This window comes from Gemmatimonadota bacterium (assembly GCA_026705765.1).
In the GTDB taxonomy this organism is placed as follows: Bacteria; Latescibacterota; UBA2968; order UBA2968; family UBA2968; genus VXRD01.
The window spans coordinates 11,937-35,921 of the sequence record JAPPAB010000007.1 but is presented as its reverse complement, the minus strand read 5'-3'; the positions used below and the strand labels follow the sequence as shown (position 1 = coordinate 35,921).

Genomic DNA, 23,985 nt, shown 5'->3' with positions numbered 1-23,985 from the left:
CTGTGTGGCGTAACCCTTCTATCAGGTCTTTATATTATGCACACCAGCACCCTATTAGTCTCTCGGGACTTTGAATATTGGCAATCTGGCGAAAACGGCCTCACTTGCGTCGATTTTGAGACCTTCTGTCCGGACTACCACGAATTGGACCGCACGGGAGTCATCTCTCCCCATCTCGAAGACGGCATACTGCACGCCGGATATGCACTTCTGGCACTGACTACCGCCTTTTACGATATCTGGCGCGCACGCACGGATGATTTTTTTATCTATCCCCAGCACTTTGCCATCCTGGACATCACCAGAGAAGGCGTCAACACGGGATGCGGGCGCCTACCACTTGAGAAAAATACGCTGGGCGGTCCCTGGGGCAACTTAGACGTCTGGCCCAACTCAAAATGGATTCCCGCCCAAGGCAGCGTTTCCGGCATGCTCAAGAAAGCATTTGACCTTCAGATCAACCGCCTATTCTGGCCCGAAGACTTCCGCCCAAGCCGCGAAGAAAAATCTCTACCTGCTTATGCGGTCAAAATGCTCCGTACCCACTTGAAAGCTGTCTATTATTACAATACCTCCGAACCCAATATCGAAATCCATTCCGCTCAAAACGTGCAAGATCTCCTTCAGACGAGCCTCAATAGACTGTCCGACATAGATGGCCTATCAATACAACACTCTCTTCAGAGACATGTTCTCGAAAACCCACCGACCGATCATCGTTATGTCGAACAGTATCGCAAAGTAGATCTGGATCATTTTCTCAACGACATGGCGGATTGCTTTGAAAATGCCTGATTGAGACTCGCATAATTTTCTCCTGGGGGAATTCTTTGGCTAATGGTCAACTCCTATACCTGCTAACCGCCCGCGCCGAGTCTAAAAATCCTCTTCGCGTGGGCCTCATCGGCGCTGGAAAATTCGGCACCATGTTTCTGGCACAGGCCCGTCGCGTTGCGGGTCTGCACGTCCTGGGTGTGGCCGATCTATCCCTGCACCGGGCGCGAGAAGCCCTCACGCGTGCTGAGTGGTCGCCCGAACAATTTGCCGCAATCGACTTTGATCACGCCCTCAAAACCGGCGCCACCCATCTCACTGATGACAGCGAGGCCCTCATCCGGGCGGATGGTCTGGACGTTCTGGTCGAAGCCACTGGCAATCCTCTCGCGGGCATCCACCACGCCCTTCAGGCTATCGAACACGGGCGACACCTGGTCATGGTCAATGTCGAAGCAGACGTTCTGGTCGGTCCCATTCTGGCTCAACGTGCAGCATCTGCTGGCCTCGTGTACACCCTCGCCTATGGCGACCAACCGGCTTTGATCTGTGAACTGGTTGAATGGGCTAAGACCAATGGCTTCGACATTGTCTGCGCTGGCAAGGGCACCAAATACCGGCCCGAGTACCACACATCCACTCCTGATACTGTCTGGGAGCACTACGGTTTCGATGCTGAAACCGCTGCAAAAGGCGGTCTGAATCCCCATATGTTCAATTCCTTTTTGGACGGCACAAAATCCGCCATTGAAATGGCCGCTGTCTCAAATGCCACTGGCCTGAATCCCCAGCCCGAAGGCCTGAAATTCCCGCCCTGCGGCATTGACCAACTGCCCGATATTTGCCGGCCTCATAGCGACGGGGGGCAGCTTTCTCACAAAGGAACCGTCGAGGTTGTCTCCAGCCTGAAACCAGATGGAATCCCTGTAGATCGGGATCTGCGCTGGGGAGTTTACGTCACCATTGAAGCTCCCGGCGACTACATCCGCCGCTGTTTCTCCGAATACGGCCTTCCCACTGATTCCACTGGGCGTTACACGGCCATCTACCGCCCCTACCACCTGGTTGGCATGGAACTCACCACCAGCGTCTTGCGCGCTGGCTTACGCGGCGAAGCCAGCGGCGCGCCCGTTGTTTTTAATGCAGACGTTGTCGCCACTGCAAAACGCGATCTCTCCCAGGGAGAAGTCCTTGATGGCGAAGGCGGCTACCGGGTGTACGGCAAACTCAGGCCTGCTAATCAGGCTCGTACATCTAACGCCCTGCCCATAGGCCTGGCTCACGATCTCAAGCTAAAACACAAAATCGCCGCAGGGCAATCCATACACCAATCCGACGTCGATTTGGACGAAAACAACGCCATTCTCCGTCTCCGCCGGGAAATGGTACAACGCTTTGTGGAAAGGAGCGAATAATGAACAATGAACAATCGCTTTTGCCACCGAAAATTTCATTTTTTGAAAAACGATTGACAATAATTCTTGCTCGAGATGACGCGATGGTATGCGCTTTCTGTCCCGAATTGGATTTGGTGACTGAAATGGCAACGCCCGATGAAGCGCTGGAAGATATGCTGGAAGCCATGCAGGATTATGCTGAGGAATATTTAGAGGACTTAGAAATTTATGAAAACAGTCCTAATCGCGCCCATCATTTGCCTTATATCCAGGCGATTGATGCATGTAAAGATGTCTGGGATATTCGCATGCTAATTGAAATTCACCATGGCCGTGTACAGGTTTGATCAATTTCGCAAAGTATTGCGCGTTTTGGGATTCGCAAAAATTCGATCTCGGAAACACGAGACTTGGCGCAAAGTGCTCGTAAACGGAACGATTTTGCGCGTTCGCATTAGCCACAAACATGGACGAGATATTCCGCGGTGGCTATTTTATGAAATGCTGCGGCAGGCGGGAATTAATGAAGAAAAATTTCGGAAATTGATGTAGAATGGCTCCTCTTAAAAGATCCAAGCCCTGCTCGGTACCAAATTGCGCGTCCGGGAAGACTGTTTGCACGCCTTTTATCGAATCAAAGTCATCAACATGAAGGTGCATTCCTATCTATGACGCCTCTGTGCGGAATAGAGGGCGAAGTTTTTTGAGGATGGCGTCGAGTTCGCGGTGGTCGTCGTCGTCCAATTGTGTGCTGCCGGGCGCGCGCATGCCGCTCGTTTTGAAGATGCCTCGACGAATGAGTACTTCTTTAACCAGGCGGAGACCGAGGATCTGGATCAGGTTGGTGAGTGGCAGGAGTTGATCGAAGAGATCGCGTGCTCTGTCTTCATCGCCTGCTTGAAAGGCATCCCAGATATCGACGTGAATATCGACAACCGGGGCGCCGGGCATAAAGCCGCTGGCGCCTCGTCGCATTTCTGAGATCATCCAGCGGCACCAGGCCCCGCCAAAAACGCCCTGACAGTGATCACCTGCTTCGGCGACAATGGCGCTGATGTGATGTGCGCTGGGGTTGGCTTCTTCCTTGACGTAGATGAGGTGCTCGACTTCGGTGAGCAGGCGCACGAGTGCGGGAGGTTGCATGCCTGCACCTGCGTTCTGGATGAAAATGGGCAATTGTCCCGCGCTGGAAATGGCCTCGAAGTAGCGGAGGTTTTCATCGGGTCCACCGCTGCCCATATAGGGGGGCATGGCGATGACGGCATCGGCGCCTGCGCGCCCGGCATGGGCGGCGTGTTCGGTGGCTGTGGAGATATTGGTGCCGGCCACACCGACGATGACGGGGATGCGTTTGTCGGTTTTTTTGACGACGATTCCGACCAGGGTTTGTCGCTCCCGGTCAGAGAGATATTGAAATTCACCACCGAGCACGGGAAAGACCAAGCCGCCTGCACCGGCGGCGATGCAAAAGTCGATTTGCCGTTCAAGGCTTTCGATGTCGAAGTCGCCGGATTCGGCAACGGGTGTTTGTAATACGGGCAAGATACCGCGGATGGGATCGCTCACGGAGGTCTCCTGTGTTAGAACTGTTGGATGTTAATAATCGTACGATAGCGAAATATTCCAGCGGCGCGATAGGCCGAGGAAAACGCGGGCGCTCGCTGCGTCGTGATTGTTGCCGTCATCTGCATCGGACACGTAGCGTTCGTCGAGCAAATTGAAGACGTGCAATTGCAGTTTCACTTTGCCATTGCCAAATGTATTGCCGGGCAGGGTGTAGCCCGCATGCAGATTTACCAGGTTGTAATTTGGGAGCTGCCAGGACTGTTTTCGGTCGCTGGCATCTGTTCGGTTGGCGGGATCAAATTTAGCGTAGTGATCCATAAAACGCCGCAGATTCAGCGAGGCGTAGAGGCCGCGTGTGGGAAATACTGTACCGCTCAGTGCAAGGGTTTTTTGCGCCGAGTCACCCACTTTTAGCCCTTTGGCATAGACTTGAAAATTGCCGATAACCGATGGGTCTTCTTCGGGCGAAAATGTGACATTGGCATCGTTGAGCCATTCCCAGTTGCCCAGCGATAACATGCCGCGCACTTCCAGCATGGAATGGGGACGCGCTTTCAGGTCGAACTCTATACCTGTATGCCGCGCGTCAATGCCGTTTAGCAAAAATCGGAAGCTCTGGTCGAGTTTTTCGCTGTAAATGCTCTTGGGCCACGAGCGGTCTATCCATCTGGTGTAATAGAAATTTGTGTTTGCTGTCACTACGCCGCGTTTAAAATAACCGGTGCCCAACTCAAAGGAAGCGACTTTTTCATTGAATGTGGGATCGTAGAGGCTGTTGTCGTAGTGATAAACAGAGTCGAATTTGGGGGCTGTTGAAAGCCAGCCGATGTTGGCATATATATTGACCGCGGGGGTTGCGTTGTAGTTGCCGCCCACTTTTACGGTGTAGCCTTTGAAGTTCTCCCAGTCTGTCTGGTCCCAGTCGCCGTTGATCTTTGCGCGGAAATAGTCGATGCGTTTATAACCTGTTATGGATGCAGATGTGCTCAAAAATGTCGTAAAGTTGTTAAATCGACCTTCGAGTTGTGCAAAACCACCGCCCCAGCGCGTGAGGCCGTCGTTGTGGTAGGAGACTTTGTCTCCGAGTCGCTTGACGGAGGTCGTGGCGTTTCTGTCCCATGGAAAGACGTAATAATCGGCACCGAGCAAATTGCGTACTTCGCGCCAGTGTTGCCCTCTGTAATAGCGCAAATCTATGCCAAAGGCCAGCGTGTAGATGTCGCTCAAACGGTGTTCAGCTGTGCCCAAATACCCATACCAGAAGTGCTGGTTGACTGAGTTTCGGATGACGGTTCTCGCCGCAATTTCACTGCTGCCCACTTCACCTGCACCTACCAGGTCGGGATGGGCTTCCGACGCTGTTTGGGTGTTCAATTCATCGGCAACGCGTTGCCAGTTGATGCTGCCATCGGGTAACGAGCGCGGGTTGGTGCCCAAACGTCCTGTGCCGCCGCCTTTGCCGCGCGAAAAATAAAATACGTTGGACAGGATGAATTGTTCGTTGGGTGTCCAGTACCAGTTTAGATTGATCTGGGGTTTGTGGTAAAAATTCTCGCGTTCCATGATGATGCCACTATCGCGTGCGTCGTGTACCTGGCCGTTGTAGTACTCCTGGTAGGATGAAAATGGCGAGCGTCCCCAGTTTGGATTGTAGTCGATGCCGTAGGTTCTCGCATCCGCAACATCAATGCCCAGGGATCGGGCGTAATCGGCATCAAAGGTTGCGATGGATTGCTTGTAGAGTCGATGCCCGTGGCGTTGTGGCGCGCCTACGACAAACAGGTCAATTTTTTGTGTCTCAGATGCTAAAAAGCTCAGTGCGCCAAAATAGGACCACGCCGATGTCCAGGCCTGATCGGGCAGGCCATCGCCGATTTTGCGCGTGAGGCCCAGGGTGAAAGCGGTTTTGCCGTTCATCAAACCCGATGAAAAATTGACTGTGGTTTTGTAAAAGGCGTTGTTTCCCGCTTCCTGTTTGATTTTGAACCCGCGCTGTTGGCGGGCGATGTCGGTGACAATGTTCATGGTGCCACCCACTGAGGCTATTGCCAGATTTGAGGCTCCCAATCCGCGCTGGACCTGGATTGATGACGTGACATCGCTCAGGCCATCCCAGTTGGACCAATAGACCCAGCCGTTTTCCATATCGTTGACTGGCACGCCGTTGATCATGACGGCGACGTTGCGCTGGTCAAATCCCCTCACATTGATGCGAGAATCGCCTGGGCCTCCACCTTGCTCGGTTGCATAAACACCCGGTGTATCATTCAAAATCATCGGGAGATCGCGCGAGCCGAGTTTGCGCTCCATATCGGCTTTTGGAACGTCTGAGAAGGCAACGGGCGTTTCGCGCAATTTGGCCCGGTCGGCAACGACGGTGACTTCTTTGCCTCGAAATGCTTCGGGCATGAGTTCTATAAATAACTCGGCAGCATCTGGTTCTACAACGACGGTGCTACGATATTCTTTGTATCCTACAAAACTTATGACGAGTGTATAGCTGCCTTCACCGATTCGGGTGATCTCAAATTGTCCATCGAGATCGGTGGCAGTTCCTCGCCCAGCACCTTCTAAATACACGTTTGCGCCCGGCAGGGCTTCGCCGGTTTCGGCATCGCGGACTTTGCCTTTTAATTCGGCGGCAGACAGGGTTGAGAGGGGTAAAAGGGATAGAGCAAAAAACATAATCAGTTGCTTCATATTGTACCTCCTGAAAAAATGGGACACATACGCTATGTGTGGCGTATTGGACGATGTTGTTGTGCTAATATATACAATCTTCTATTGACAACAAGTGCGATTGGGTAAAACAGCTCTGCAATGAGATACGGCCTGCGTTGATAATGCGCAGGCCGTTTTTATTTTAGAATTCGCGGTCTGGCACTTTCCAGTTGGCGTACCAGACAGAGTCTTCCGGGAGTGTGGCGTCGTCCGACCAGGCTGTTTGCATGGTGCGGAAGTTGGGCAGTTCGGGACGGATAACGGTTTCCCAGATGTGTTCGACCTGGTCAAAGGTGCATAGTTTTTGCGTGGGTTTTTCCGATTCATACGCGGCGAGTAATTCTCTAACTTTGTTGCCGAGCCATTCGATTTCGTCATTGACCATGCGTTCGCCAATCTGGCGATTGGATTCGCGGACGTTTTGGCCCATGGCAAAGTGCGGACCGGGTTCGCTTTCGGGCGGCAAACGCGAGATATCGACACAGTCGGGTTCAATGGCCCATAGAAGTGAGGTTTCGACCTTTCCCGCGTGGTCGCCACCGCTGTTGTTGTCATTGTCAAAGCCGGGTTGGTTGGCTTCAAAGTCGGGCAGGCTATACAGGCGCAGGCCCACATGGGGCTGGATGAGTTCGCACAGGGTTTTCAGGTCTTGCCAGTTGGGGCCGTAGTGCCCGGTGAGGAGGATGGCCGCGTGAAAGCCGAGGGTGTCGGTCTGGCGGATGTGATAGCAGATATTTTTGAAGTGTTGCCAGGGCGGCATGCAGGTTAGCCAGGATCGTTCAGGCTGGCCAACCGAGCGTTCTGACCAGAGGGCATAGCCCCCAATTTCGTGGATATGCCAGTAGTCGGGCGGGGCGACGATGCCGCCGTGTTTGTGCGCGGCGCGAACGGCAATGCCGTGGGCTTTGAGGGCGTCGAGTCCCACGGCATTTTGCGGGCCGTGTGGTTCGCACAGGCCATAGGGGAAATAGACGACTGGGCAGGCTTCGAATGCGGCTTCGAGTTCATCGGGGAACATGCGTTCCCAGCGTACGTCTCTCACGGGGCGTGCTCCTTTTGAAAAATTGGAATGAAGTTATGATTCCAAATCGTGGTGCAGTTTTAGTTTGGCGATGAATTCCGGTGTGAGTGTGGTTCCTGAGTTTTTGAGATGGTCTATGACATCATTCCCAAGTGCTGTGTTGAGATGGTAGTGTTGTACAGATTCGTTGATTTGGATGAAGCCCAGGCGGTTTATCAGGCCCGGGTTCATTGTGCCGTTGACGATGGGCGCGTGAAGGGTGCAGTTGGTGAAGCGCGTGCCCAGTGTGCTTTGCAAAATATAGAATTGCTCTGGTACTTTTTTTACGTCGGGTTGGAGGCGACATTCGGTAAATACGAGTTCGCCCCGCAAGTTGGGTGCAGTTATGGTGTTCAGGCTGCACCGTTCAAAAGTCGTACTGGCAATGCAGTTGCCCAGGTATGCGCTAATATTTTCACAGTCGGTAAATCGCATTTTGGGATAGAGGGCGAGTGCATCGGCATAGTCGGTCGCCGATTCTCCACCGATCAGGATGTGTACCTGTTCATCATCGTCGGCAATTTCTTGAGTAAATTTTTCGAGTTGGACATTGTCGCAGATGATGGTGCTGTTGGCGTGGAGTTGCGTGCCATCATAGCTGCCGTTGCGGCGCAGGTCGTAGTGGTGTGGATTGGGTATGCGGATGAGGCGAACGCCCTGTTTTCTGCCTTCGACGGTGATGTTGCGAAATTCAATGCGATGGGGAAAGAAGAGGCGGGCATTGTTTTTGGTTTTGGAAAAGGAAACGGTGTCCAGGAGCCAGCACGGTGCATTTGATTTGGATGCAGCGCTGTAATCGATGAGCAGGTTTTCGATTGTGACCGTGCGTGCAAAGCCTATGGGATACTGGTAGTCGAAATCGGCCGGGCGACAGGATAGGACAGAAACACTGCCATTGCCACTGGGCATTAGCCGGCAACCGCGGATGCGTATGTGTCCGTCCCATTTGGCTCCATAGTCGCGCCGGAAATTGACGAATTGGTTGCCGTGGCGCGTGGTGTTTTCGATTACCAATTCACCGCCTCCTGTCAGGGCAATGCCTTTGAAGCCAATGGTGCAGTTGCTGATGTAGAGGTTCCAGCAGTGGAAATGCACGTCGATGCGATTGAGACGACAGTTTTCAACGCGGAAGTTTTTGTTGAGGTTGGTGCCAAAAACACCCCAGGCAACCCAGCCGCCTTCTGCTGTGATGTTGCGAAAGGTGCAATTGAGCATCCGCGCACCGCCAATACCATAGGTGCCCGCGCCGAGGACTTTGCCTTCTTCTTCGCGATTTTTTTCCCAGGGCATTGCGCGGATATTTTCCAGTGTGACGTCGTAAACACCACTGAATACGTAAAAGCCGCGACGGGGGTGCATGGAGATATCGCGTTTCCCTTTTTCCAGGCCCATCCATTGTTCACGGATGATGGTGCGGCTGCGTTTTATGGAGATGCCGTGGTGGTGATACCGCCAGGATCTACCGCTGCCACTGTCGCCAGAAAAGTAAAATCCGCCGCCTTCGACGATGAGGTAATTGTCGTTGCAGGGTATGGCGGTTATGTCGGTGAAGTTTTTGAATTCCCAGGCTATATCGCCAATGATACGGCCTTCTTCTTCGACATAGAATAGTTCTTCGCGCCCCCATCCCGCCTTTGAATAATTGCCTGCCCGAATGCCAATGCGATCGTCATCATCTTCAGCGATGATGAGGTGGCCTGCATATTGTGCCAGTTCGGGAATGAGTTGTACGCCGGGCTTTAATTTTTTCAATAAAGCCGCTTTGATGGTTTCGTCTCGCGTGAGTTTTTTGGGGGGGTGATCGTTGAGAATTTCAAAGCGCGGCTCCCTCTGGCTGTTGTACTGTTCATCGATGTGAAAAGTGGTTTGCCCCCAAGAGACGTTGGTTTTGATGGGTATGTCGTTGGTTTGCAAGATCCAATATTCGCCGCTTAAATTCACGATTGGGACTTTGCGCGCATTGGCGTATTTATGCGCCAGGGTTATTTGTACGCCATCGTCGTTTTTACCATCGCCGATCGCGCCAAACATTTTGTAGTTCACGGCTTTGTTTTCGTGTAAGATAGCGACTAATCCATTGTCCAGCGCGATGATGTCGGCATCATTTGGCTGGATATTTGCATCTGTTTTTTCGATGTGATACAGGGCTGCGCCGCCATCGCCGGGTATGTAAAAACCCGCGGTTTCTACCCATTCGCCTTCGCGGGTTTCAGGCGAGGATTTCATAGCTTGAACGGTGGCGTAGCGCGTTATGGTTGCACTGTTTGTTGTGTTCACGGCGACCTCCTGAGACAATGCGTGCTGTGTGAGGACAATGCCACTGATACCAATGCCAGCAATTGCTTTGCGTCTGGATAATTTATTTGGTTGTTCAGGCATGATTTTTCCCTATATGTTTTTTATTGCACTTTACCGCGTCCAGCAACTTTCCATACGTGTTCTACATTGCCATTTCGCACGGCATAGACTTCGTCGTGGAGGTTGGTGGTCATGCCCTGGTGCAAGGGGATGACGGAGAGGCGGTCGCCTACGGTGAAGGTGTGGTTGCATTCTGAGATATCGACGTGACCGTGTTCGACGGACATGCCGTAGATTTTGGCATTGGGGTGTTCGACGATGTATCCATAAGGGATGGGGGCATAACTGGTGAATGTTTTTTGCCCGCCATCGATGATGACGCGGTCGGGGGCAGGTGTGCTGACGATGGTGACTATCATGCGTTCGGCACAGGTGATGGGGTTGGGGGGATTGTTTTCGCGGTTGATGCGGCGCAGGCCTTCAAAGACGTAGGATCCAATGCGGGTTTCGGTGCAGCCAATGGCTTTGGAAACTTCGGCAGAGCCCGTGCCACCTCCGCTGATGGTGTTGGCCGCGATGCCCGCGCTTTGAAGCAGGTCGCGCGTTTGGTCGATGAAGGCTTTGGCGCGTTCGTTGCTGGGATAGGTCATGATGCCCTGGAACTGAAGGCCGGGCATGTTTGTCACTTTCTGCGCGAGTTCAAGCGCGGCTTTGGGCGATTGTACGCCGCAGCGATTTCCTCCGGTGTCGCATTCGATGAGGATGTTGATGGTGACATCGTTTTCTGTTGCACCATCGGATAGACCGCGCGCGGTGATTTCCGAATCGACGGCGACGGTCATGGTGGCGCGTTTGCACAGTTCGGCGAGGCGTTTGACTTTGATGGGTCCGACGATATTATAGGGGATGAGGATGTCGGGAATGCCCGCTTCAACCATGGCTTCGGCTTCGCCCACTTTTTGGCAGACAATGCCAATGGCTCCCGCAGCGAGTTGCATTCTGGCGATTTCGGGGATTTTGTGCGTTTTGGTGTGTACACGTAGCGGAATGTCGAATTTGTCGCATGCCTCCTGGGTTTCCCGAATATTTTTTTCGAGGATATCGAGGTCGATGGTGAGCGCGGGCGTGTCGAGGTCGTGTATGGTCATGGCAATATTGGTTATTAAAAGGTGAAAGATGGCGTTGTGCGGGAATAGGCAATGTACGTTGGTCTGAACAGGGCGTCAAGCGGTTGTGAATATGTTTGGTCTTGCCGATAGTGCATTGACAATGTGCGGGTCATTTTGTTATTTGAGAGGAGGTCTCACACAGAGACACAAAGACACAAGGGGTTGGGTGGTCGGGCTGAATGCTAATTTAACTGAGGAGGCAAAATGGCAGATAAATTGAAGGTGGGTATTGTCGGAGTGGGAGGTATTGCGCGGACGCATATTCCAGGGTGGCAGGCTTCGGAACACGCCGAATTGGTGGCTGGAAGCGATATTAGCGAAGATGTGTTGAAGAGTTGGGGTGAGCAATATGGTGTGAAAAAGCTGTATGTAAATCCCGAAGATTTGTTTGCCGATCCAGAGATCGATATTGTGGATGTGTGTACACCAAATAATTATCACGCGCCACTATCTATCGGCGCGCTGGATGCGGGTAAACACGTGATTTGCGAAAAGCCACTGGCACCCAGTCCTCAATTGGTGAAAGATATGATTGCAGCGCGAGACCGATCGGGCAAGTTGCTGATGTGCGCGCAGTCGTCGCGGTTTGCGGGGTCGTCTCTGGCGATGAAGCGGGAATTGGATACCGGGGTGTTGGGCAATGTCTATCACGCGCGATGCTGGATGTTGCGGCGGTCGGGTGTACCCGCGCGACCGGGCTTTATTATGAAAAAGCACAGCGGCGGCGGGCCGTGTATCGATATTGGTGTTCACGTTTTGGATTTGACGCTGTGGTTGATGGGCAATCCCAATCCCGTAGCTGTGACGGGTGTGGCGAAGGCGGAGTTGGCACATCAAGAGGGTGCGTTCAGTACGATGGGGCGCAGTGGTGGCGCGATTCCCAAAGAATTTGACGTGGAGGATTTTGCAGCGGCTTTTGTGCGGTTTGAAAGTGGGGCTTCGCTTATTCTGGAGACGAGCTGGATGTTGCATCAGGGTCCCCCGTCAGAACGGCAGATATGGCTTTACGGTACGAAGGGTGGAGCGCATTTGCCCAGTTGTGAGATTTATTATTCGGATTCCAAAACGCAGCAACATAACAAATACGCATTGCGAGATACGGGTGATCTCGCCAAAGCGCACGCGCTGGAATGCATGACGTTTGCCGAGGCGATTACAGAGGGTAAGCCGTCACCAGTGCCGGCCGAGCAGTCGCTTCAGGTGATGGCGATTTTAGATGGGATTTATCGCAGTGAGGAGGAGGGGTGTGAAGTGGATATAGCGGGAGATGCAACCGTTGATTAATAAACTTTGTCGTCTTTGTTTTTCTTTTCAAGGGTATTTTCCCATCGGCGTTCGGGGGTTTGAGGAACGCGATCGATGAGTTTGTTGGGTTTGCCCTCCTGTTTGACCAGATCAAATGCATCGTAGAGTTCTCCCACTGCGGTCATTGCGCGGTAGTGCAGGGTGTCGCCTGAGACGGTGATGATCTGGTAAAGCTGTGTGTTTTCCGCACCGCGCGTCATCCAGCGGTCTTTTCTGAGTTTGAGTTGTTTGGGACCGCTGACCGATACGACGTACACGGTACCTTTGGTTGAGTCGCGCACGGTTACGCCGTTGCCGATGTTGTTCCCCCGGGCATACGTGTGGTTGTGACCTTGAAGTACCATATCGATGGCGTATTTGTCAAAGAGAGGTTTCCACGCTTCGCGCTGGTCTTTATTCGCGGGGCCCTGGGTTGCGGAATAGATGGGATGATGAAATGTGACAAAGGTCCATTTATTGGGGTTGTTTTTGAGTACTTGTTCCAACCAGGGCGCCTGTTCTTTTTGGCGTCCATTGGAATTGAGCGAGATGATGCGCGCACCCTGATAGTCTGTGTAATAGGTGGTTTCTTCAAAGCCTTCGGGACCATTTTCGGGCAGGGTGAATTGTGGACGCCATAGAACAGATAGGCGACGTTTGCTCACATCTTGATAGTTAGAGTATTCGTTATTCCCCGGCGTAGGAATGCCGGGGATTTTTGCATGGATCCAGTCGCCAGATTCAAACCATTCATGCCAATCGCTGTCTTTGTTGGGATAATCGACGAGGTCGCCTGCGTGGATGATAAAATCGGCGTGGGGTGCGTCGAGTACAGCGGTCCGGATGGTGCGTGCCCACAGGGATAGCAGGTTGTTTTGTGCATCGCCAAGGTAGATGAAAGTGAATTCATCCGGTTCGGCTGAGGCCGTGCGAAATTGATACCAGGAACTCCAGATTTTGTCGCTGCCCACGCGATAGGCATAGAGGGTATTGGGTTTGAGACCCTTGAATGTGACCGAATGAAAATGGGCGACAAGTCTGTTGCGTTTCCATTTTTCAGTGCGCGCTGTTTCGCTTCTGGCCCATGTGGTAAAATTGGCCGAGGCATTGGCTTCTGCGATCTGTCCTTCGGCTTGTGTGATGCTCGTGTCGGTGCGCCATGTGACCGATGCCGTGGTGGTGGGGTCTCCCGACCAGGTGAGTACTATGCGGTCGGGGATTTTTTTAGGCGCGCGATCTACGGCCGCACGGTGATATTCGTTTGCATATCCTGGGACTGTGAATAGGAGCAGAAGGATGAGACAGATCAGACGCATGGTGGTCTCCGGGCGAGAATTTTTATAAGACCACTAATAAACTTTGTCGTCTTTGTCTTTCTTTTCCAGGGTATTTTCCCATCGGCGTTCGGGAGCTTGAGGCGCGCGATCAATGAGTTTGTTGGGTTTGCCCTCCTGTTTGACCAGATCAAAAGCGTCGTAGAGTTCGCCCACTGCGGTCATTGCGCGATAGCTCAAGATGTCGCCAGAGACGGTAATGACCTGATAAAGTTGTGTGTTTTCCGCACCGCGCGTCATCCAGCGGTCTTTTCTGAGTTTGTATTGTTTGGGACCGCTGACCGATACGACATAAACTGTGCCTTTGGTTGAGTCGCGCACGGTTGCGCCGCTGCCGATGTTATTTCCTCTGGCATACGAGTGGTCGTGCCCCTGGAGCACCAGATCGACGGCGTATTTATCAAAGATGGGTTTCCACGCTTCGCGCAGGTCTTTATTGTCGCGACCTTCAGACGCCGAATAGACGGGATGATGGAATGTGACAAAGGTCCATTTATTCGGGTTATCTTTGAGCACTTGTTCCAACCAGGATGCCTGTTCTTTGTGGCGTTCATTGGAATTGAGCGAGATGATGCGCGCGCCCTGATAGTCTGTGTAATAGGTCGCTTCTGCAAAGCCCTCTGGCCCATTTTCTGGCAGGGTGAAATGCGGACGCCATAGAACAGATAGATGGCGTTTGTCTCCATTTTTATAGTATTCGTGATTCCCCGGCGTAGAAATGCTGGGGATTTTTGCATGGATCCAGTCGCCAGATTCAAACCATTCTTCCCATTCACTGTCCCTGTTGGCGCGATTGACGAGGTCGCCTGCGTGGATGATAAAATCGGCATGGGGCGCGTCGAGTACGGCGGTTCGGATGGTGCGTGCCCACAGAGCGAGCAGGTTGTTTTGTGCATCGCCAAAGTAGATGAAGGTGAAGTCATCCGGTTCAGCTGAGGCCGTGCGAAATTGATACCAGGAACTCCAGATATTGCCACTGCCCACGCGATAGGCATAGAGGGTATTGGGTTTGAGACCCTTGAATGTGACCGAATGGAAATGGGCCGTATTTCCATTGTGTTCCCATTTTTCAGTGCGCGCGTTTTTGCTCCAGGACCATGTGGTAAAATTGGCCGAGGCATTGGCTTTTGCGATCTGTCCTTCGGCTTGTGTGATGCTCGTATCGGTGCGCCATGTGATCGATGCTGTGGTGGTGGGGTCTTCCGACCAGTTGAGTACTATGCGGTCGGGAATTTTTGAGGGAATGGAATCTACGGCAGCACGGTAATGCTCGTTTGCATAAGCCGGGACTGTGAATAGGAACAGAAGGATGAGACAAATCGGGCGCATGGTGGTCTCCTGGTGAGGATGTGGGAACGATGTTTCTCTTACAAAGATATACAATACGTTCCAAATTAAAAAGGCGAAACGCAACTCTTATTCAATCAATTTCAAGAGAGATTTCGTTGTTGAGTTGTTCGCGTTCGGAGCGAGAATCGGTTGTGGCATAGTGGAGGATGAGCGCTTTGCGCCATGTGTTTGTGTGGTTTATTTCGCTGTGGTGCAGGGTGCAGCCGTGGTGAAAAATGACGGATCCTGCGGGCACGGGACAAGCGACGGATTCGGGGAGTTCGATATTTCTCGTATCGGGTATGTGATGCACGGGGCGGTCTGGGTCATGGGTGATTTCGAAGATGCCGTGTCTGTGTGAGCCGGGCACATAACGCATACAGCCATTGGTATCTGTGGCCTCGTCTAAGGCAATCCAGGCGGTGACGAGACCATTGATGGGTTGTACGCGAAAATAGCTCTGGTCCTGGTGCGCTGGTTTTGCCTGACCACCCGGTGGTTTGAGCAGCATCTGATCGCGAAAAACGCGAATGCGCGGCCCGATCAAGCCGCGTACGAGTGCGAGTAGTTTGGAATGTCTGGCAATGGGGTGATAGGTGTGGTCAAAGCGCACGACAAATGCGAGAACGCGCACACTGTGATTTTGCGCTTCTGGATTTGATTTGTCTGTTACGGTATTGCCTTCAAGGCCAATTGAGATGCCCTCGGGTGCGCGATCCGGGTCGGCTACAATCTCGTCGGTGCGCTGTATGACGTCGGCGAGTTCTTCTTTTGCAAAGAGGTTTTTTACGACGAGGTAGCCATGGGTGTCGTAAAATGTTTTCATACTGGGTTCAAACACTGTGTTCTCCTTTGACGCGGAAAATACAGCTTTAAACACAGTATGTCAAGCGTGTGAATTGGGGGCTGGAGACCTGAGTTTTTTTCGAATTTCGATAATGATACAGTAGTGTCCGTTTTCGAACAGTTGAATATAAATAATCTATGTCTTGACATTAAACTATTTTGAAGTAAATTCTAAAATAGTTCAACTAATTTGGAGGAAAGTTCAAAATGGTACACTATTCCCGGCGCTTAAGAATTGATTTGCCCAGCCGACAATCGGCTTTTTTGTGGGGACCGCGAAAAACAGGTAAATCCACATATCTCAAACAGGTGTTTCCCAACAGTCTGGTATATGATTTCCTGAAGACGGATTTGATGCTGGATTTCAACCGGCGACCAGCCATGTTGCGCGAGCAAGTTCTCGCGCAGTCTGAAGCATTATTGGCGCATCCGATTATCCTGGATGAGGTTCAGCGTGTGCCGCTTTTATTGGATGAAGTGCATTGGCTGATAGAAAATAGGGGACTGCGTTTTATTTTATGTGGTTCCAGTGCGCGGAAGCTCAAGCGGGGACGGGCCAATTTGCTCGGTGGACGCGCCTGGCGATATGAAATGTTTCCATTAGTGACAGATGAGTTGCCTGACGGCGATATAGATCTCTTGAGGGTTTTGAATCGTGGCCTGATTCCCGATCATTTTGCCAGCACGCAATATCGCCGTTCTCTAAATGCTTATGTGCAAGATTACTTAAAAGAAGAAGTTTTTGACGAGGGGTTGACGCGCAATATTCCGGCATTTTCCAGATTTTTTGATGCGATGGGATACTCTCACGGCGAGTTGACTAATTTTTCCAATATTGCCCGAGAGTGTGGCGTGAGTTCCAAGACTGTAAAAGAGTATTATCAAATTCTCGTCGATACGCTTTTGGGCAAAATGGTTGAACCTTTTAAGAGACGACAAAGCAGGCAGGTTATTTCCAGAGCGCCCAAGTTTTATTTATTTGATGTGGGTGTGGCTGGTGTACTTGCAAAACGGCATTTGGAGGATGCCCAGGGCATAATTTTTGGCAAAGCGTTTGAGCATTTTATTTTTTCCGAATTGATGGCACACGCTTCTTATAGTGCATTGTATTACGATGTTCATTTTTGGCGAACGAAGTCGGGGTTAGAGGTTGATTTTGTACTGGGCAATGGCGAGGTGGCAATTGAGGCCAAAGGTACAAGCCAGGTAGATAACAGGGTTCTTCGACCTATGCATGCATTTATCGATGAATTCGCACCCAGGAAAGCTATAGTTGTTTGCAATGAAACGGCAGAACGCGTTGTTGGCCCAATTCGCATTGTGCCCTGGAAAGTGTTTCTACAATCTCTATGGGCAGGTGATGTGATTTCATGAAGGGCGCAGGCTTCCCAATTGAAATCGGCGGGGATCACCCAAGCGTTTGTCCAGAGCCTCGGGTGTCCAGTTGGTGTGGGTGAGTGCCCAGTCGATTTCGCTGGCGATTGGGCTGTCGAAGATGCCGGGGTCGTCTGCGCCGATGACGAGGTTGACATTTGATTTGAGAAATGTGTGGATGGGGTGATGAGCGGGATCAGGCACGCCGCCGATGCGGAGGTTGGAGGTGGGGCACGTTTCGATGACTGTGCCGAGTTTTGTGAGGCGGTTGAGAACAAATTGCTGGCGGTTGCGGATTTCTTCGAGGCGTTGGGGATTATAAGGGCGCTCGACTATTTCTTCGGGTGTTCGGTTTTTCAGGGTTTGTCGTTCGGTTTGGAGTGCACTGGCGTTCACTTCGATATCGAAAGCCGAAAGTTCAGAGGCGTGCGTGAGATCGTAGGCGATCTGATCGAGGCGTTCGCTGACCCGTTCTTTTGCATGTGCATTGGGGCGACGCGCAATCGCGACTGCCGGGTCGAGGCCGAGTGCTATGGCATGGCCCAATCGTCTGGCGCCCATTTCAGCGGCTTCGTGACACCAGCGTATCGCGCTTTCGAGCGATTTGTCGAAATAGCTTTCGCCTACGTGATAGGTGATTTCGAGGGCGCGGTCGGGGTGTTGTTGGTTGTTTTTGTGTACATGTTGGAAGAGTTCGCGGTTGTCTTTTGGGGGATAACCTTCTTCGATGTCGGCAAAGTCAATGCCGACGATGGTGGGTATGAGTTCGGGGTTTTCGTCCAGGAGTTCTTGCACCCATTCGTAGTCTTGTTGCGCGGTCGAGCGGCGCAGGGTGATGATGTAGCGCGCGGTTGTGTTGTTTTGCGATGCGTTTGAGAGAATTTGGGCATTTGTGCTGTGAAAGTCGATGAATCCCTCTCGCGTTTCCCCACCACCGCTACAACGGTATTCGATAAAGGTGATACCTTCTTTGCGATGCCGATCGTGTGCTTTGAAAAACGCCTTGATCAGGAGTTCCTGTCTTTGGGGTGGGTGTCTCAAAAGGCTGCTGATGATGTTGAATTTGGCTTTAAACCGGCCAAAGTCGCCCCCGTCTTTTTCGGTATAGATGTAGTGTTCTTTAAATTTGGCAAGTCCCACGGTTGGATTGGAGATGGCATCGCGATAGAGTGCGATGGGATCCGGACGAATACCATAAGCTTCTTCGTAGGCGTCTGTAAAAGGCGTCCAGTCAATGTCTTCGTAAAGGTCTTTGCCGAGTTCTATGAGGTCTTCGGCGGTCAAGCATCCGCCTGGGTGGACGTGGAGTTCGCAAGTTTTGGCTAAGTGGAGTGGGGACATGTATTATTCCTTTGGATTCGCGCGTTTTGAGCCTATTGAATCTAAAAAGTTAAGAGAATTTACAGGGTGAGACAAGTCCCTATTTACAGATTAAAAAATGTCTCAATTTAGGGCAATTCCCCGCTTGACGCGGCTTGTTATTTATGATATTTTATGAAGTGAAATAATCGCGCAAATGGAGGCTTACATGACCGCACAGTTGTTGATTTTTATGGGTGCAATGGTTTACCTGGGTTGGGTATTTGTTCGGTATTGGAAACGTCGCAATCGCAAAGAGGGTTCGTTTATCGAGGTGGTTGAAGATAAGCCCGTGAATAAGCCGTATAGACAGAGACGTGTGCAAAAGAAAAAAGAATCTGATGACGACCGCGAGTGGCGCAAGCGCGTGCAGGACGAAATTGAAGATATGACAAAATAAAGTCGCGGGTCGAAAGCTATTTGTTCTCAGCATTTAGGGTACACTTTTTGCGTTATACTAAAAAAACTCCATCCAATTAAGATGGGGTTTTTATTTGTACTTGCACTTGAGCGATTTGCGTGCTACGTTATTCGTGAGCGAGCAAATCTTTGAATTGGGATATTGGATATGCGCGAATATTTGATTATTGATGGGCATCTCGATATGGCGTTTAATGCACTGTTTTATCGCCGTGATCTCACGCAGTCTGTATATGTGTTGCGCGAGCGCGAAGACAGTATGGTGGGAGGATTGTCGAACCATCCGGATTCGCTGGAGAAACGCCTGGGGCCACAGCCCAAACGGTTTACGCCAACTGTTTGTTTGCCCGAGATGCGAAAAGGGCGCGTGGGGATTATGCTTTCGACCATTATGTGTCGCGTGCAAAATCCACAGGATAATACGCACAATGCGGTGCGCACACAGGATGTGGCCTATGCGAGAGGCCAATCTCATCTGGCGTATTATCGGGCGCTGGAACGGTGTGGCGAAATTCGGTTTATCAAGTCTGTTGCAGATCTCAATGCCTGTGTTTCTGACTGGGAGAACCCATCGGACGATATGCCCGTGGGGCTTATTTTGTCGATGGAAAGTGCCGATCCGATTCTGGGGCCCGATCAGGTGGGCGAATGGTATGAAGCGGGACTGCGCTCGGTGTCTTTGACTCATTTTGGCGCCAATACGTATGGGCATGGCACGGGTACGGTGGGTGGGCTATATCCACCGGCTTACGCGCTGATGGATGCGCTGGCTGAGACCGATATTGCGCTGGATTTGACGCATGCGGCAGACCTGACCTTCTGGCATATTCTCGATTATTGGAAGGGGCCAGTGCATGCCAGCCATTGCAATTGTCGCGCTTTGGTGCCGGGGCAGCGGCATTTGTCGGACGATATGATCCGCGCGATTACGGACCGGGGAGGCGTAATCGGGATGGTTTTTGCCGAGCAGATGTTGTCTCCGGCATGGAATTGGGACGATCAGAGTACGCATTATACCACGGCAACCCGACCAATGAAGGCAGTACTCGAACACATCGATCACATCTGCGAACTGACAGGTAGCACAGATCACGTGGCTTATGGTACAGATCTGGACGGTGGATTTGGGTTGGAGCTTTCGCCCACAGATTATCATACGATTGACGATTTGCAGCGGTTTCTAAATCTGATGCGCGATCACGGCTATGGAGAAGACGACGTGAAGGGGTTTGCGCATGGGAATTTGGTTCGATTTTTTAATACAGCCTGGGGATGACATGTCCGATCATACTTACTTTATTGTCGATAGCCACTTAGATCTTGCCTTTTGCGCTATTCAGGTCAATCGCGATCTCACGCAACCCGCGGCAACTGTGCGGGTACACGATTCGGAACTGACTACGCGCAGTTTTGGGTCGTGTACAACCACGTTTCCCGAGTTGCACAAGGGGCGTGTGGGGATTGTGTTTGGCACAGTGATGTCGCGTATTGATACCAATGATCGCTGGACGCGTACGGGGATGTGGGATCAGACGCAGTGTTACGGTGTCGGGATGGGGCATTACGCCTTTTATAAGGCGATGGAGCGGCGGGGGATTATCCGGCAGATTCATACGGTTGAGGATCTGGACGCCTGTGTTGCGGCGTGGGCACAGCCTGCGGCAGATACCCCTATCGGGTTGGTGCTGGCGATGGAAAGCGCCGATCCGATTCTGGATCCCGACCAGGTGTCCGAATGGCGCGATCTGGGCTTGAAAATGGTGAGTATTTCGCATTATGGCGTGAGTTCTTATTGTCACGGAACGGGGACGGAAGGGGGATTGCTGGATCGGGGCAGGCCGTTGCTCGACGCACTCAAAGCCGCGGGGATTATTGTGGATTTGACACATACAACCGATCAGGCTTTCTGGGAAATTCTCGATTATTACGATGGGCCGGTGGCTGCAAGCCATCACAATTGTCGGGCTCTGACGCCGGGGCAGAGGCAGTTGACAGATGATATGATCCGCGCAATTGTAGAACGCGGCGGAGTTATTGGCGCAGCTTTTGATGCGTGGATGCTCGATCCAGATTGGAAGCGGGGCGTGCCGTGTTATGAGCAGACCACAGAGGCGACGCTTGATACAATAGTTGATCACATCGATCATGTGTGTCAGCTTGCTGGCAATGCAAATCATTCGGGTATTGGGACGGATCTGGATGGGGGGTATGGCCAGGAACAGTCGCCGCGAGATTTAAATACAATTGCCGATTTGCAGAATCTGGTGCCTATTTTTGAACGGCGCGGATATTCAGAAGAGGATATTCAAAAGGTGTTGTCGGGAAATTGGGTGCGGTTGTTGAAGTCGGTGTGGAAAAGGTGAAAGGATACAAATATGTCAGAGCGACCAAATTTGTTGTTGATTACAACAGATCAACAGCGCGGAGATTGCCTCGGGTGTGATGGGCATCCGGCACTGGAGACGCCGTATCTCGATGAATTGGCCGAGCGGGGGGCGCATTTCCCCCACGCATATACATCAGTGCCATCGTGTACGCCTGCACGTGCGGGGATTATCACGGGGATGGATCAATGGAATCACGGGCGGTTGACAATGACGGGAAGCCATCCGCTGGAATATCCGGCGACATTGCCGGGGGAACTTGCAGCGGCGGGATATCACACGCAGGCTGTGGGTAAGATGCATCATGCCCCGCAGCGCAGGCTATACGGTTTTCACCACATGGTGCTGGATGAAAGTGGCCGGCGGGCGGGAAACTTCATCAGCGATTATCATCTGTTTTTTGATCAGCACAAGGAAGGTGCTTACGGGTATCGGGATCACAGTATCGATTGGAATTCATGGATGGCGCGTCCCAGCCATTTGCCCGAGCATTTGCATCCGACGCACTGGACGGCGAGTGAGGGAATTAAATTTTTGCAGCAACGCGATCCGACCAAACCGTTTTTTATGTGGCTTTCATTTGCGCGTCCTCATTCGCCCTATGATGCGCCCCAGGCGTATTGGGATATGTATATCGACAATGACAATATTCCCAAAGCCGCTGTGGGAGACTGGGCTGCAGAGTTCGACAAAAAAATCGCAGATGTCAATGCACCGCGTTCGCACCGTTCCGATGCGGAAACGCACAGGGGGCGGGCGGGATATTACGGCAATATCACGTTTATCGATCACCAGATTGGGCGCGTGCTGTACGAGTTGCGCCATCGGGACCCACAAGCATACAGTAATACCCTGATTATTTTTACATCTGATCACGGCGATATGATGGGCGACCACCACCACTGGCGGAAGACGTATGCATACGAAGGGTCTGCGCGCATTCCATTTATTGTGAAGTATCCCGATACATGGCGGGATGTGGAGCGAGGGATGAAGTACGATCATCCGGTGGAGTTGCGCGATGTGATGCCCACATTGCTCGATGCTGCCGAGGTCGATATACCGGCGTCTGTAGATGGGCGGTCTCTTCTGGATATTGCGCGGGGGGATGATGAAGGATGGCGTGCGTTTGTGCAGGGCGAGCATACGACGTGTTATACGAGAGAACACGGCATGCAATATGTGACCGATGGGCACGAGAAGTATATCTGGTTTCATCACACGGGAGAAGAACAGTTTTTTAATCTGGATGACGATCCATTGGAATGCTGCGAGTTGTCCAAAGACCCGGCGTATGAAACGCGCATTGCGATGTGGCGCAGGCGATTGGCAGAGGTGAATGAAAATCGGGGCGATCCGAGGGGGCAAAATGGGGAACTCGTGCCGCAGCCCGATGGCGCGCTGAGCTTGTCGCCAAATTATCAGAAATGGAAAGAAGCCGCACAATAAAATGCGAGGATGCTATGGCCCAAAAATACTGGCTTGTAAAGTGCGAATACGATGTGTGCTCTTTTGAAGAATTGAGCAATCGTCCCAGTGGGATTGGGTACTGGCGGGGGGTGCGCAATTATCAGGCGCGCAATTTTATCCGCGACGAAATGCAAAAAGGCGATCAGGCACTTTTCTATCAGTCGAATTGTAAAAATCCCGGTGTTGCTGGTATCGCGAATATTGTGCGTGCTGGATATCCCGATCCCTCTCAATTCGATGCGCGTCATGAGTATTACGATGAAAAGGCCTCGAAAGAAGATCCGCGCTGGTTTTCTTTTGATGTGCAATGGTCAAAAGCATTTGAGCCGTATATTAGCCTACAAGACCTCAAGAATAATCCCAAGCTCAAAGATATGAAGGTGGTTCAGCGCGGACAGCGGTTGTCAATTCTGCCGGTGACAAAGGAGGAGTTTGAGATTGTGTGCGAGATGGGTGGGCATTTGGCGAGATGAGAAGGCCAAAGTATAAAAAATGAAATTCTTCAAAGACTATTCGTTGCAGATAAAAGGTACATCATGCCGCGTAAAAACAGGGTTCTCAGCATTGGTGATATTGCCCCCTTATTTACCCTCCCTTCGCATCAACGACAAGACGTATCGCTCGTATCGTATCGAGGTAAAGAACATGTCATTCTGACGTTTTTTCGGGGGACCTGGTGAAAAAGAAGCCGTCGTCAGTTGGCGATAGTGCAAGAACATATAGATGTTTATACCGAACGCAATGCGACATCTATCGCTATCGCAGCAGGACAGCAACTCTGTGAACTGCGCGAATACGCCGAACGGAGTGGTATCACCTATCCGCTTCTGGCGGACGAAGATCGAAGTGCCATCAAAAGCTATGGGGTCTATCACTGGTTTGGTCTGGCGTTTGCTCACAATCTCATTTACAACACTTTGCGTCCAGCGGGATTTTTTATCGACAAACTCGGCTATTCGTTATATAACTGGCTCGGTCTGCCAGATCACAGCCTCGTTCACAGTATTGCCCGTCCAGCGACGTTTATCATCGATAAACTCGGCATTATTAGATATATGTATATTGGTTCAAATCAGTTTGATTTAGCCGAACAGGAAGAGATTCTCGAACACTTGAAATTGTTACCATAATTCAGATTAAAAAATAAATAAGACTTGACAAAAAATAGGTGATGTTCAAATATTTTTTTATAAGATTTAA

The 23,985-nt window shown here is 51.6% G+C and carries 21 protein-coding genes; 12 read left to right on the top strand and 9 right to left on the bottom strand.

Annotation, left to right across the window (positions count from 1 at the left end; translation table 11 throughout):
• Positions 1 to 36: 36 nt before the first annotated feature.
• Genes OXH16_00860 through OXH16_00845 form a run of 4 tightly spaced genes read left to right on the top strand, consistent with a single transcriptional unit; the run spans position 37 to position 2,723 of the window.
• The gene (locus tag OXH16_00860; protein MCY3679915.1) at positions 37 to 795 is read left to right on the top strand and encodes a hypothetical protein; all 759 of its coding nucleotides are present in this window, start codon (positions 37 to 39) and stop codon (positions 793 to 795) included.
• A 35-nt stretch (positions 796 to 830) separates the two neighbouring features.
• Entirely contained in the window at positions 831 to 2,189 is a 1,359-nt protein-coding gene (locus OXH16_00855) for an SAF domain-containing protein (protein ID MCY3679914.1), read from the top strand.
• A complete protein-coding gene (locus OXH16_00850; GenBank protein MCY3679913.1) occupies positions 2,189 to 2,518 on the top strand; it encodes a hypothetical protein in 330 nt (109 codons plus the stop codon). The genes OXH16_00855 and OXH16_00850 overlap by 1 nt, the downstream gene beginning before the upstream one ends.
• Positions 2,499 to 2,723: a type II toxin-antitoxin system HicA family toxin gene (locus tag OXH16_00845; GenBank protein ID MCY3679912.1), complete on the top strand. Its 225-nt coding sequence runs from the start codon at positions 2,499 to 2,501 to the stop codon at positions 2,721 to 2,723. The genes OXH16_00850 and OXH16_00845 overlap by 20 nt, the downstream gene beginning before the upstream one ends.
• 114 nt (positions 2,724 to 2,837) lie before the next feature.
• Here the strand turns inward: OXH16_00845 and OXH16_00840 are convergent, their stop codons facing one another.
• The 5 genes from OXH16_00840 to OXH16_00820 all read right to left on the bottom strand — a co-directional run bounded on the left by OXH16_00840 (position 2,838) and on the right by OXH16_00820 (position 10,964).
• On the bottom strand, positions 2,838 to 3,737 hold the full coding sequence (locus OXH16_00840) for a dihydrodipicolinate synthase family protein (protein MCY3679911.1): 900 nt from the start codon (positions 3,735 to 3,737) through the stop codon (positions 2,838 to 2,840).
• A gap of 30 nt (positions 3,738 to 3,767) precedes the next feature.
• Positions 3,768 to 6,437 (bottom strand): TonB-dependent receptor, encoded by a 2,670-nt coding sequence (locus tag OXH16_00835; protein ID MCY3679910.1) that lies wholly within the window; start codon positions 6,435 to 6,437, stop codon positions 3,768 to 3,770.
• Positions 6,438 to 6,600: 163 nt separating this feature from the next.
• Positions 6,601 to 7,500 (bottom strand): creatininase family protein, encoded by a 900-nt coding sequence (locus OXH16_00830; protein ID MCY3679909.1) that lies wholly within the window; start codon positions 7,498 to 7,500, stop codon positions 6,601 to 6,603.
• 33 nt (positions 7,501 to 7,533) lie between these two features.
• Positions 7,534 to 9,897, bottom strand: a complete 2,364-nt coding sequence (locus OXH16_00825) for a hypothetical protein (GenBank protein MCY3679908.1) — start codon at positions 9,895 to 9,897, stop codon at positions 7,534 to 7,536.
• Positions 9,898 to 9,917: 20 nt separating this feature from the next.
• On the bottom strand, positions 9,918 to 10,964 hold the full coding sequence (locus OXH16_00820) for an alanine racemase (protein MCY3679907.1): 1,047 nt from the start codon (positions 10,962 to 10,964) through the stop codon (positions 9,918 to 9,920).
• Between the two features lie 225 nt (positions 10,965 to 11,189).
• On the opposite strand from OXH16_00820, the gene OXH16_00815 reads away from it, so the two are divergent.
• Positions 11,190 to 12,269, top strand: a complete 1,080-nt coding sequence (locus tag OXH16_00815) for a Gfo/Idh/MocA family oxidoreductase (GenBank protein MCY3679906.1) — start codon at positions 11,190 to 11,192, stop codon at positions 12,267 to 12,269.
• On the opposite strand, the gene OXH16_00810 is transcribed toward OXH16_00815, so the two are convergent.
• The 3 genes from OXH16_00810 to OXH16_00800 form a co-directional block, all read right to left on the bottom strand.
• Positions 12,266 to 13,585 carry a metallophosphoesterase family protein gene (locus OXH16_00810; GenBank protein ID MCY3679905.1) on the bottom strand — a complete coding sequence of 440 codons (1,320 nt, stop codon included), beginning with the start codon at positions 13,583 to 13,585 and terminating at the stop codon, positions 12,266 to 12,268. The genes OXH16_00815 and OXH16_00810 overlap by 4 nt on opposite strands.
• Before the next feature lie 33 nt (positions 13,586 to 13,618).
• A complete protein-coding gene (locus OXH16_00805) occupies positions 13,619 to 14,932 on the bottom strand; it encodes a metallophosphoesterase family protein (protein MCY3679904.1) in 1,314 nt (437 codons plus the stop codon).
• Between the two features lie 91 nt (positions 14,933 to 15,023).
• Positions 15,024 to 15,773, bottom strand: coding sequence for a phytanoyl-CoA dioxygenase family protein (locus OXH16_00800; protein ID MCY3679903.1), 750 nt, complete (start codon positions 15,771 to 15,773; stop codon positions 15,024 to 15,026).
• A gap of 212 nt (positions 15,774 to 15,985) precedes the next feature.
• On the opposite strand from OXH16_00800, the gene OXH16_00795 reads away from it, so the two are divergent.
• On the top strand, positions 15,986 to 17,152 hold the full coding sequence (locus tag OXH16_00795; GenBank protein ID MCY3679902.1) for an ATP-binding protein: 1,167 nt from the start codon (positions 15,986 to 15,988) through the stop codon (positions 17,150 to 17,152).
• Here OXH16_00795 and OXH16_00790 read toward each other — a convergent pair.
• Complete coding sequence (locus OXH16_00790) at positions 17,147 to 18,493, bottom strand: adenosine deaminase (protein ID MCY3679901.1); 1,347 nt, start codon at positions 18,491 to 18,493, stop codon at positions 17,147 to 17,149. The two genes, OXH16_00795 and OXH16_00790, sit on opposite strands and share 6 nt — an antisense overlap.
• A gap of 187 nt (positions 18,494 to 18,680) precedes the next feature.
• Here OXH16_00790 and OXH16_00785 point away from each other — a divergent pair, with 187 nt between their 5' ends.
• The 6 genes from OXH16_00785 to OXH16_00760 all read left to right on the top strand — a co-directional run bounded on the left by OXH16_00785 (position 18,681) and on the right by OXH16_00760 (position 23,915).
• Positions 18,681 to 18,911: a hypothetical protein gene (locus OXH16_00785; protein MCY3679900.1), complete on the top strand. Its 231-nt coding sequence runs from the start codon at positions 18,681 to 18,683 to the stop codon at positions 18,909 to 18,911.
• A gap of 168 nt (positions 18,912 to 19,079) precedes the next feature.
• Positions 19,080 to 20,207, top strand: coding sequence for a membrane dipeptidase (locus OXH16_00780; GenBank protein MCY3679899.1), 1,128 nt, complete (start codon positions 19,080 to 19,082; stop codon positions 20,205 to 20,207).
• A gap of 1 nt (position 20,208) precedes the next feature.
• Entirely contained in the window at positions 20,209 to 21,294 is a 1,086-nt protein-coding gene (locus tag OXH16_00775; protein MCY3679898.1) for a membrane dipeptidase, read from the top strand.
• A 12-nt stretch (positions 21,295 to 21,306) separates the two neighbouring features.
• Positions 21,307 to 22,764 (top strand): arylsulfatase, encoded by a 1,458-nt coding sequence (locus OXH16_00770; GenBank protein ID MCY3679897.1) that lies wholly within the window; start codon positions 21,307 to 21,309, stop codon positions 22,762 to 22,764.
• 14 nt (positions 22,765 to 22,778) lie between these two features.
• The gene (locus OXH16_00765; GenBank protein MCY3679896.1) at positions 22,779 to 23,258 is read left to right on the top strand and encodes an EVE domain-containing protein; all 480 of its coding nucleotides are present in this window, start codon (positions 22,779 to 22,781) and stop codon (positions 23,256 to 23,258) included.
• A 63-nt stretch (positions 23,259 to 23,321) separates the two neighbouring features.
• A complete protein-coding gene (locus tag OXH16_00760; GenBank protein MCY3679895.1) occupies positions 23,322 to 23,915 on the top strand; it encodes a peroxiredoxin family protein in 594 nt (197 codons plus the stop codon).
• Positions 23,916 to 23,985 lie beyond the last annotated feature (70 nt).

Coding starts and splice junctions, on each gene's coding strand:
- OXH16_00860 (MCY3679915.1), top strand. CDS start 37: ATGCACACCAGCACCCTATTAGTCTCTCGGGACTTTGAATATTGGCAA.
- OXH16_00850 (MCY3679913.1), top strand. CDS start 2,189: ATGAACAATGAACAATCGCTTTTGCCACCGAAAATTTCATTTTTTGAA.
- OXH16_00845 (MCY3679912.1), top strand. CDS start 2,499: ATGGCCGTGTACAGGTTTGATCAATTTCGCAAAGTATTGCGCGTTTTG.
- OXH16_00835 (MCY3679910.1), bottom strand. CDS start 6,437: ATGAAGCAACTGATTATGTTTTTTGCTCTATCCCTTTTACCCCTCTCA.
- OXH16_00825 (MCY3679908.1), bottom strand. CDS start 9,897: ATGCCTGAACAACCAAATAAATTATCCAGACGCAAAGCAATTGCTGGC.
- OXH16_00820 (MCY3679907.1), bottom strand. CDS start 10,964: ATGACCATACACGACCTCGACACGCCCGCGCTCACCATCGACCTCGAT.
- OXH16_00815 (MCY3679906.1), top strand. CDS start 11,190: ATGGCAGATAAATTGAAGGTGGGTATTGTCGGAGTGGGAGGTATTGCG.
- OXH16_00810 (MCY3679905.1), bottom strand. CDS start 13,585: ATGCGTCTGATCTGTCTCATCCTTCTGCTCCTATTCACAGTCCCAGGA.
- OXH16_00805 (MCY3679904.1), bottom strand. CDS start 14,932: ATGCGCCCGATTTGTCTCATCCTTCTGTTCCTATTCACAGTCCCGGCT.
- OXH16_00795 (MCY3679902.1), top strand. CDS start 15,986: ATGGTACACTATTCCCGGCGCTTAAGAATTGATTTGCCCAGCCGACAA.
- OXH16_00790 (MCY3679901.1), bottom strand. CDS start 18,493: ATGTCCCCACTCCACTTAGCCAAAACTTGCGAACTCCACGTCCACCCA.
- OXH16_00785 (MCY3679900.1), top strand. CDS start 18,681: ATGACCGCACAGTTGTTGATTTTTATGGGTGCAATGGTTTACCTGGGT.
- OXH16_00780 (MCY3679899.1), top strand. CDS start 19,080: ATGCGCGAATATTTGATTATTGATGGGCATCTCGATATGGCGTTTAAT.
- OXH16_00775 (MCY3679898.1), top strand. CDS start 20,209: ATGTCCGATCATACTTACTTTATTGTCGATAGCCACTTAGATCTTGCC.
- OXH16_00770 (MCY3679897.1), top strand. CDS start 21,307: ATGTCAGAGCGACCAAATTTGTTGTTGATTACAACAGATCAACAGCGC.
- OXH16_00765 (MCY3679896.1), top strand. CDS start 22,779: ATGGCCCAAAAATACTGGCTTGTAAAGTGCGAATACGATGTGTGCTCT.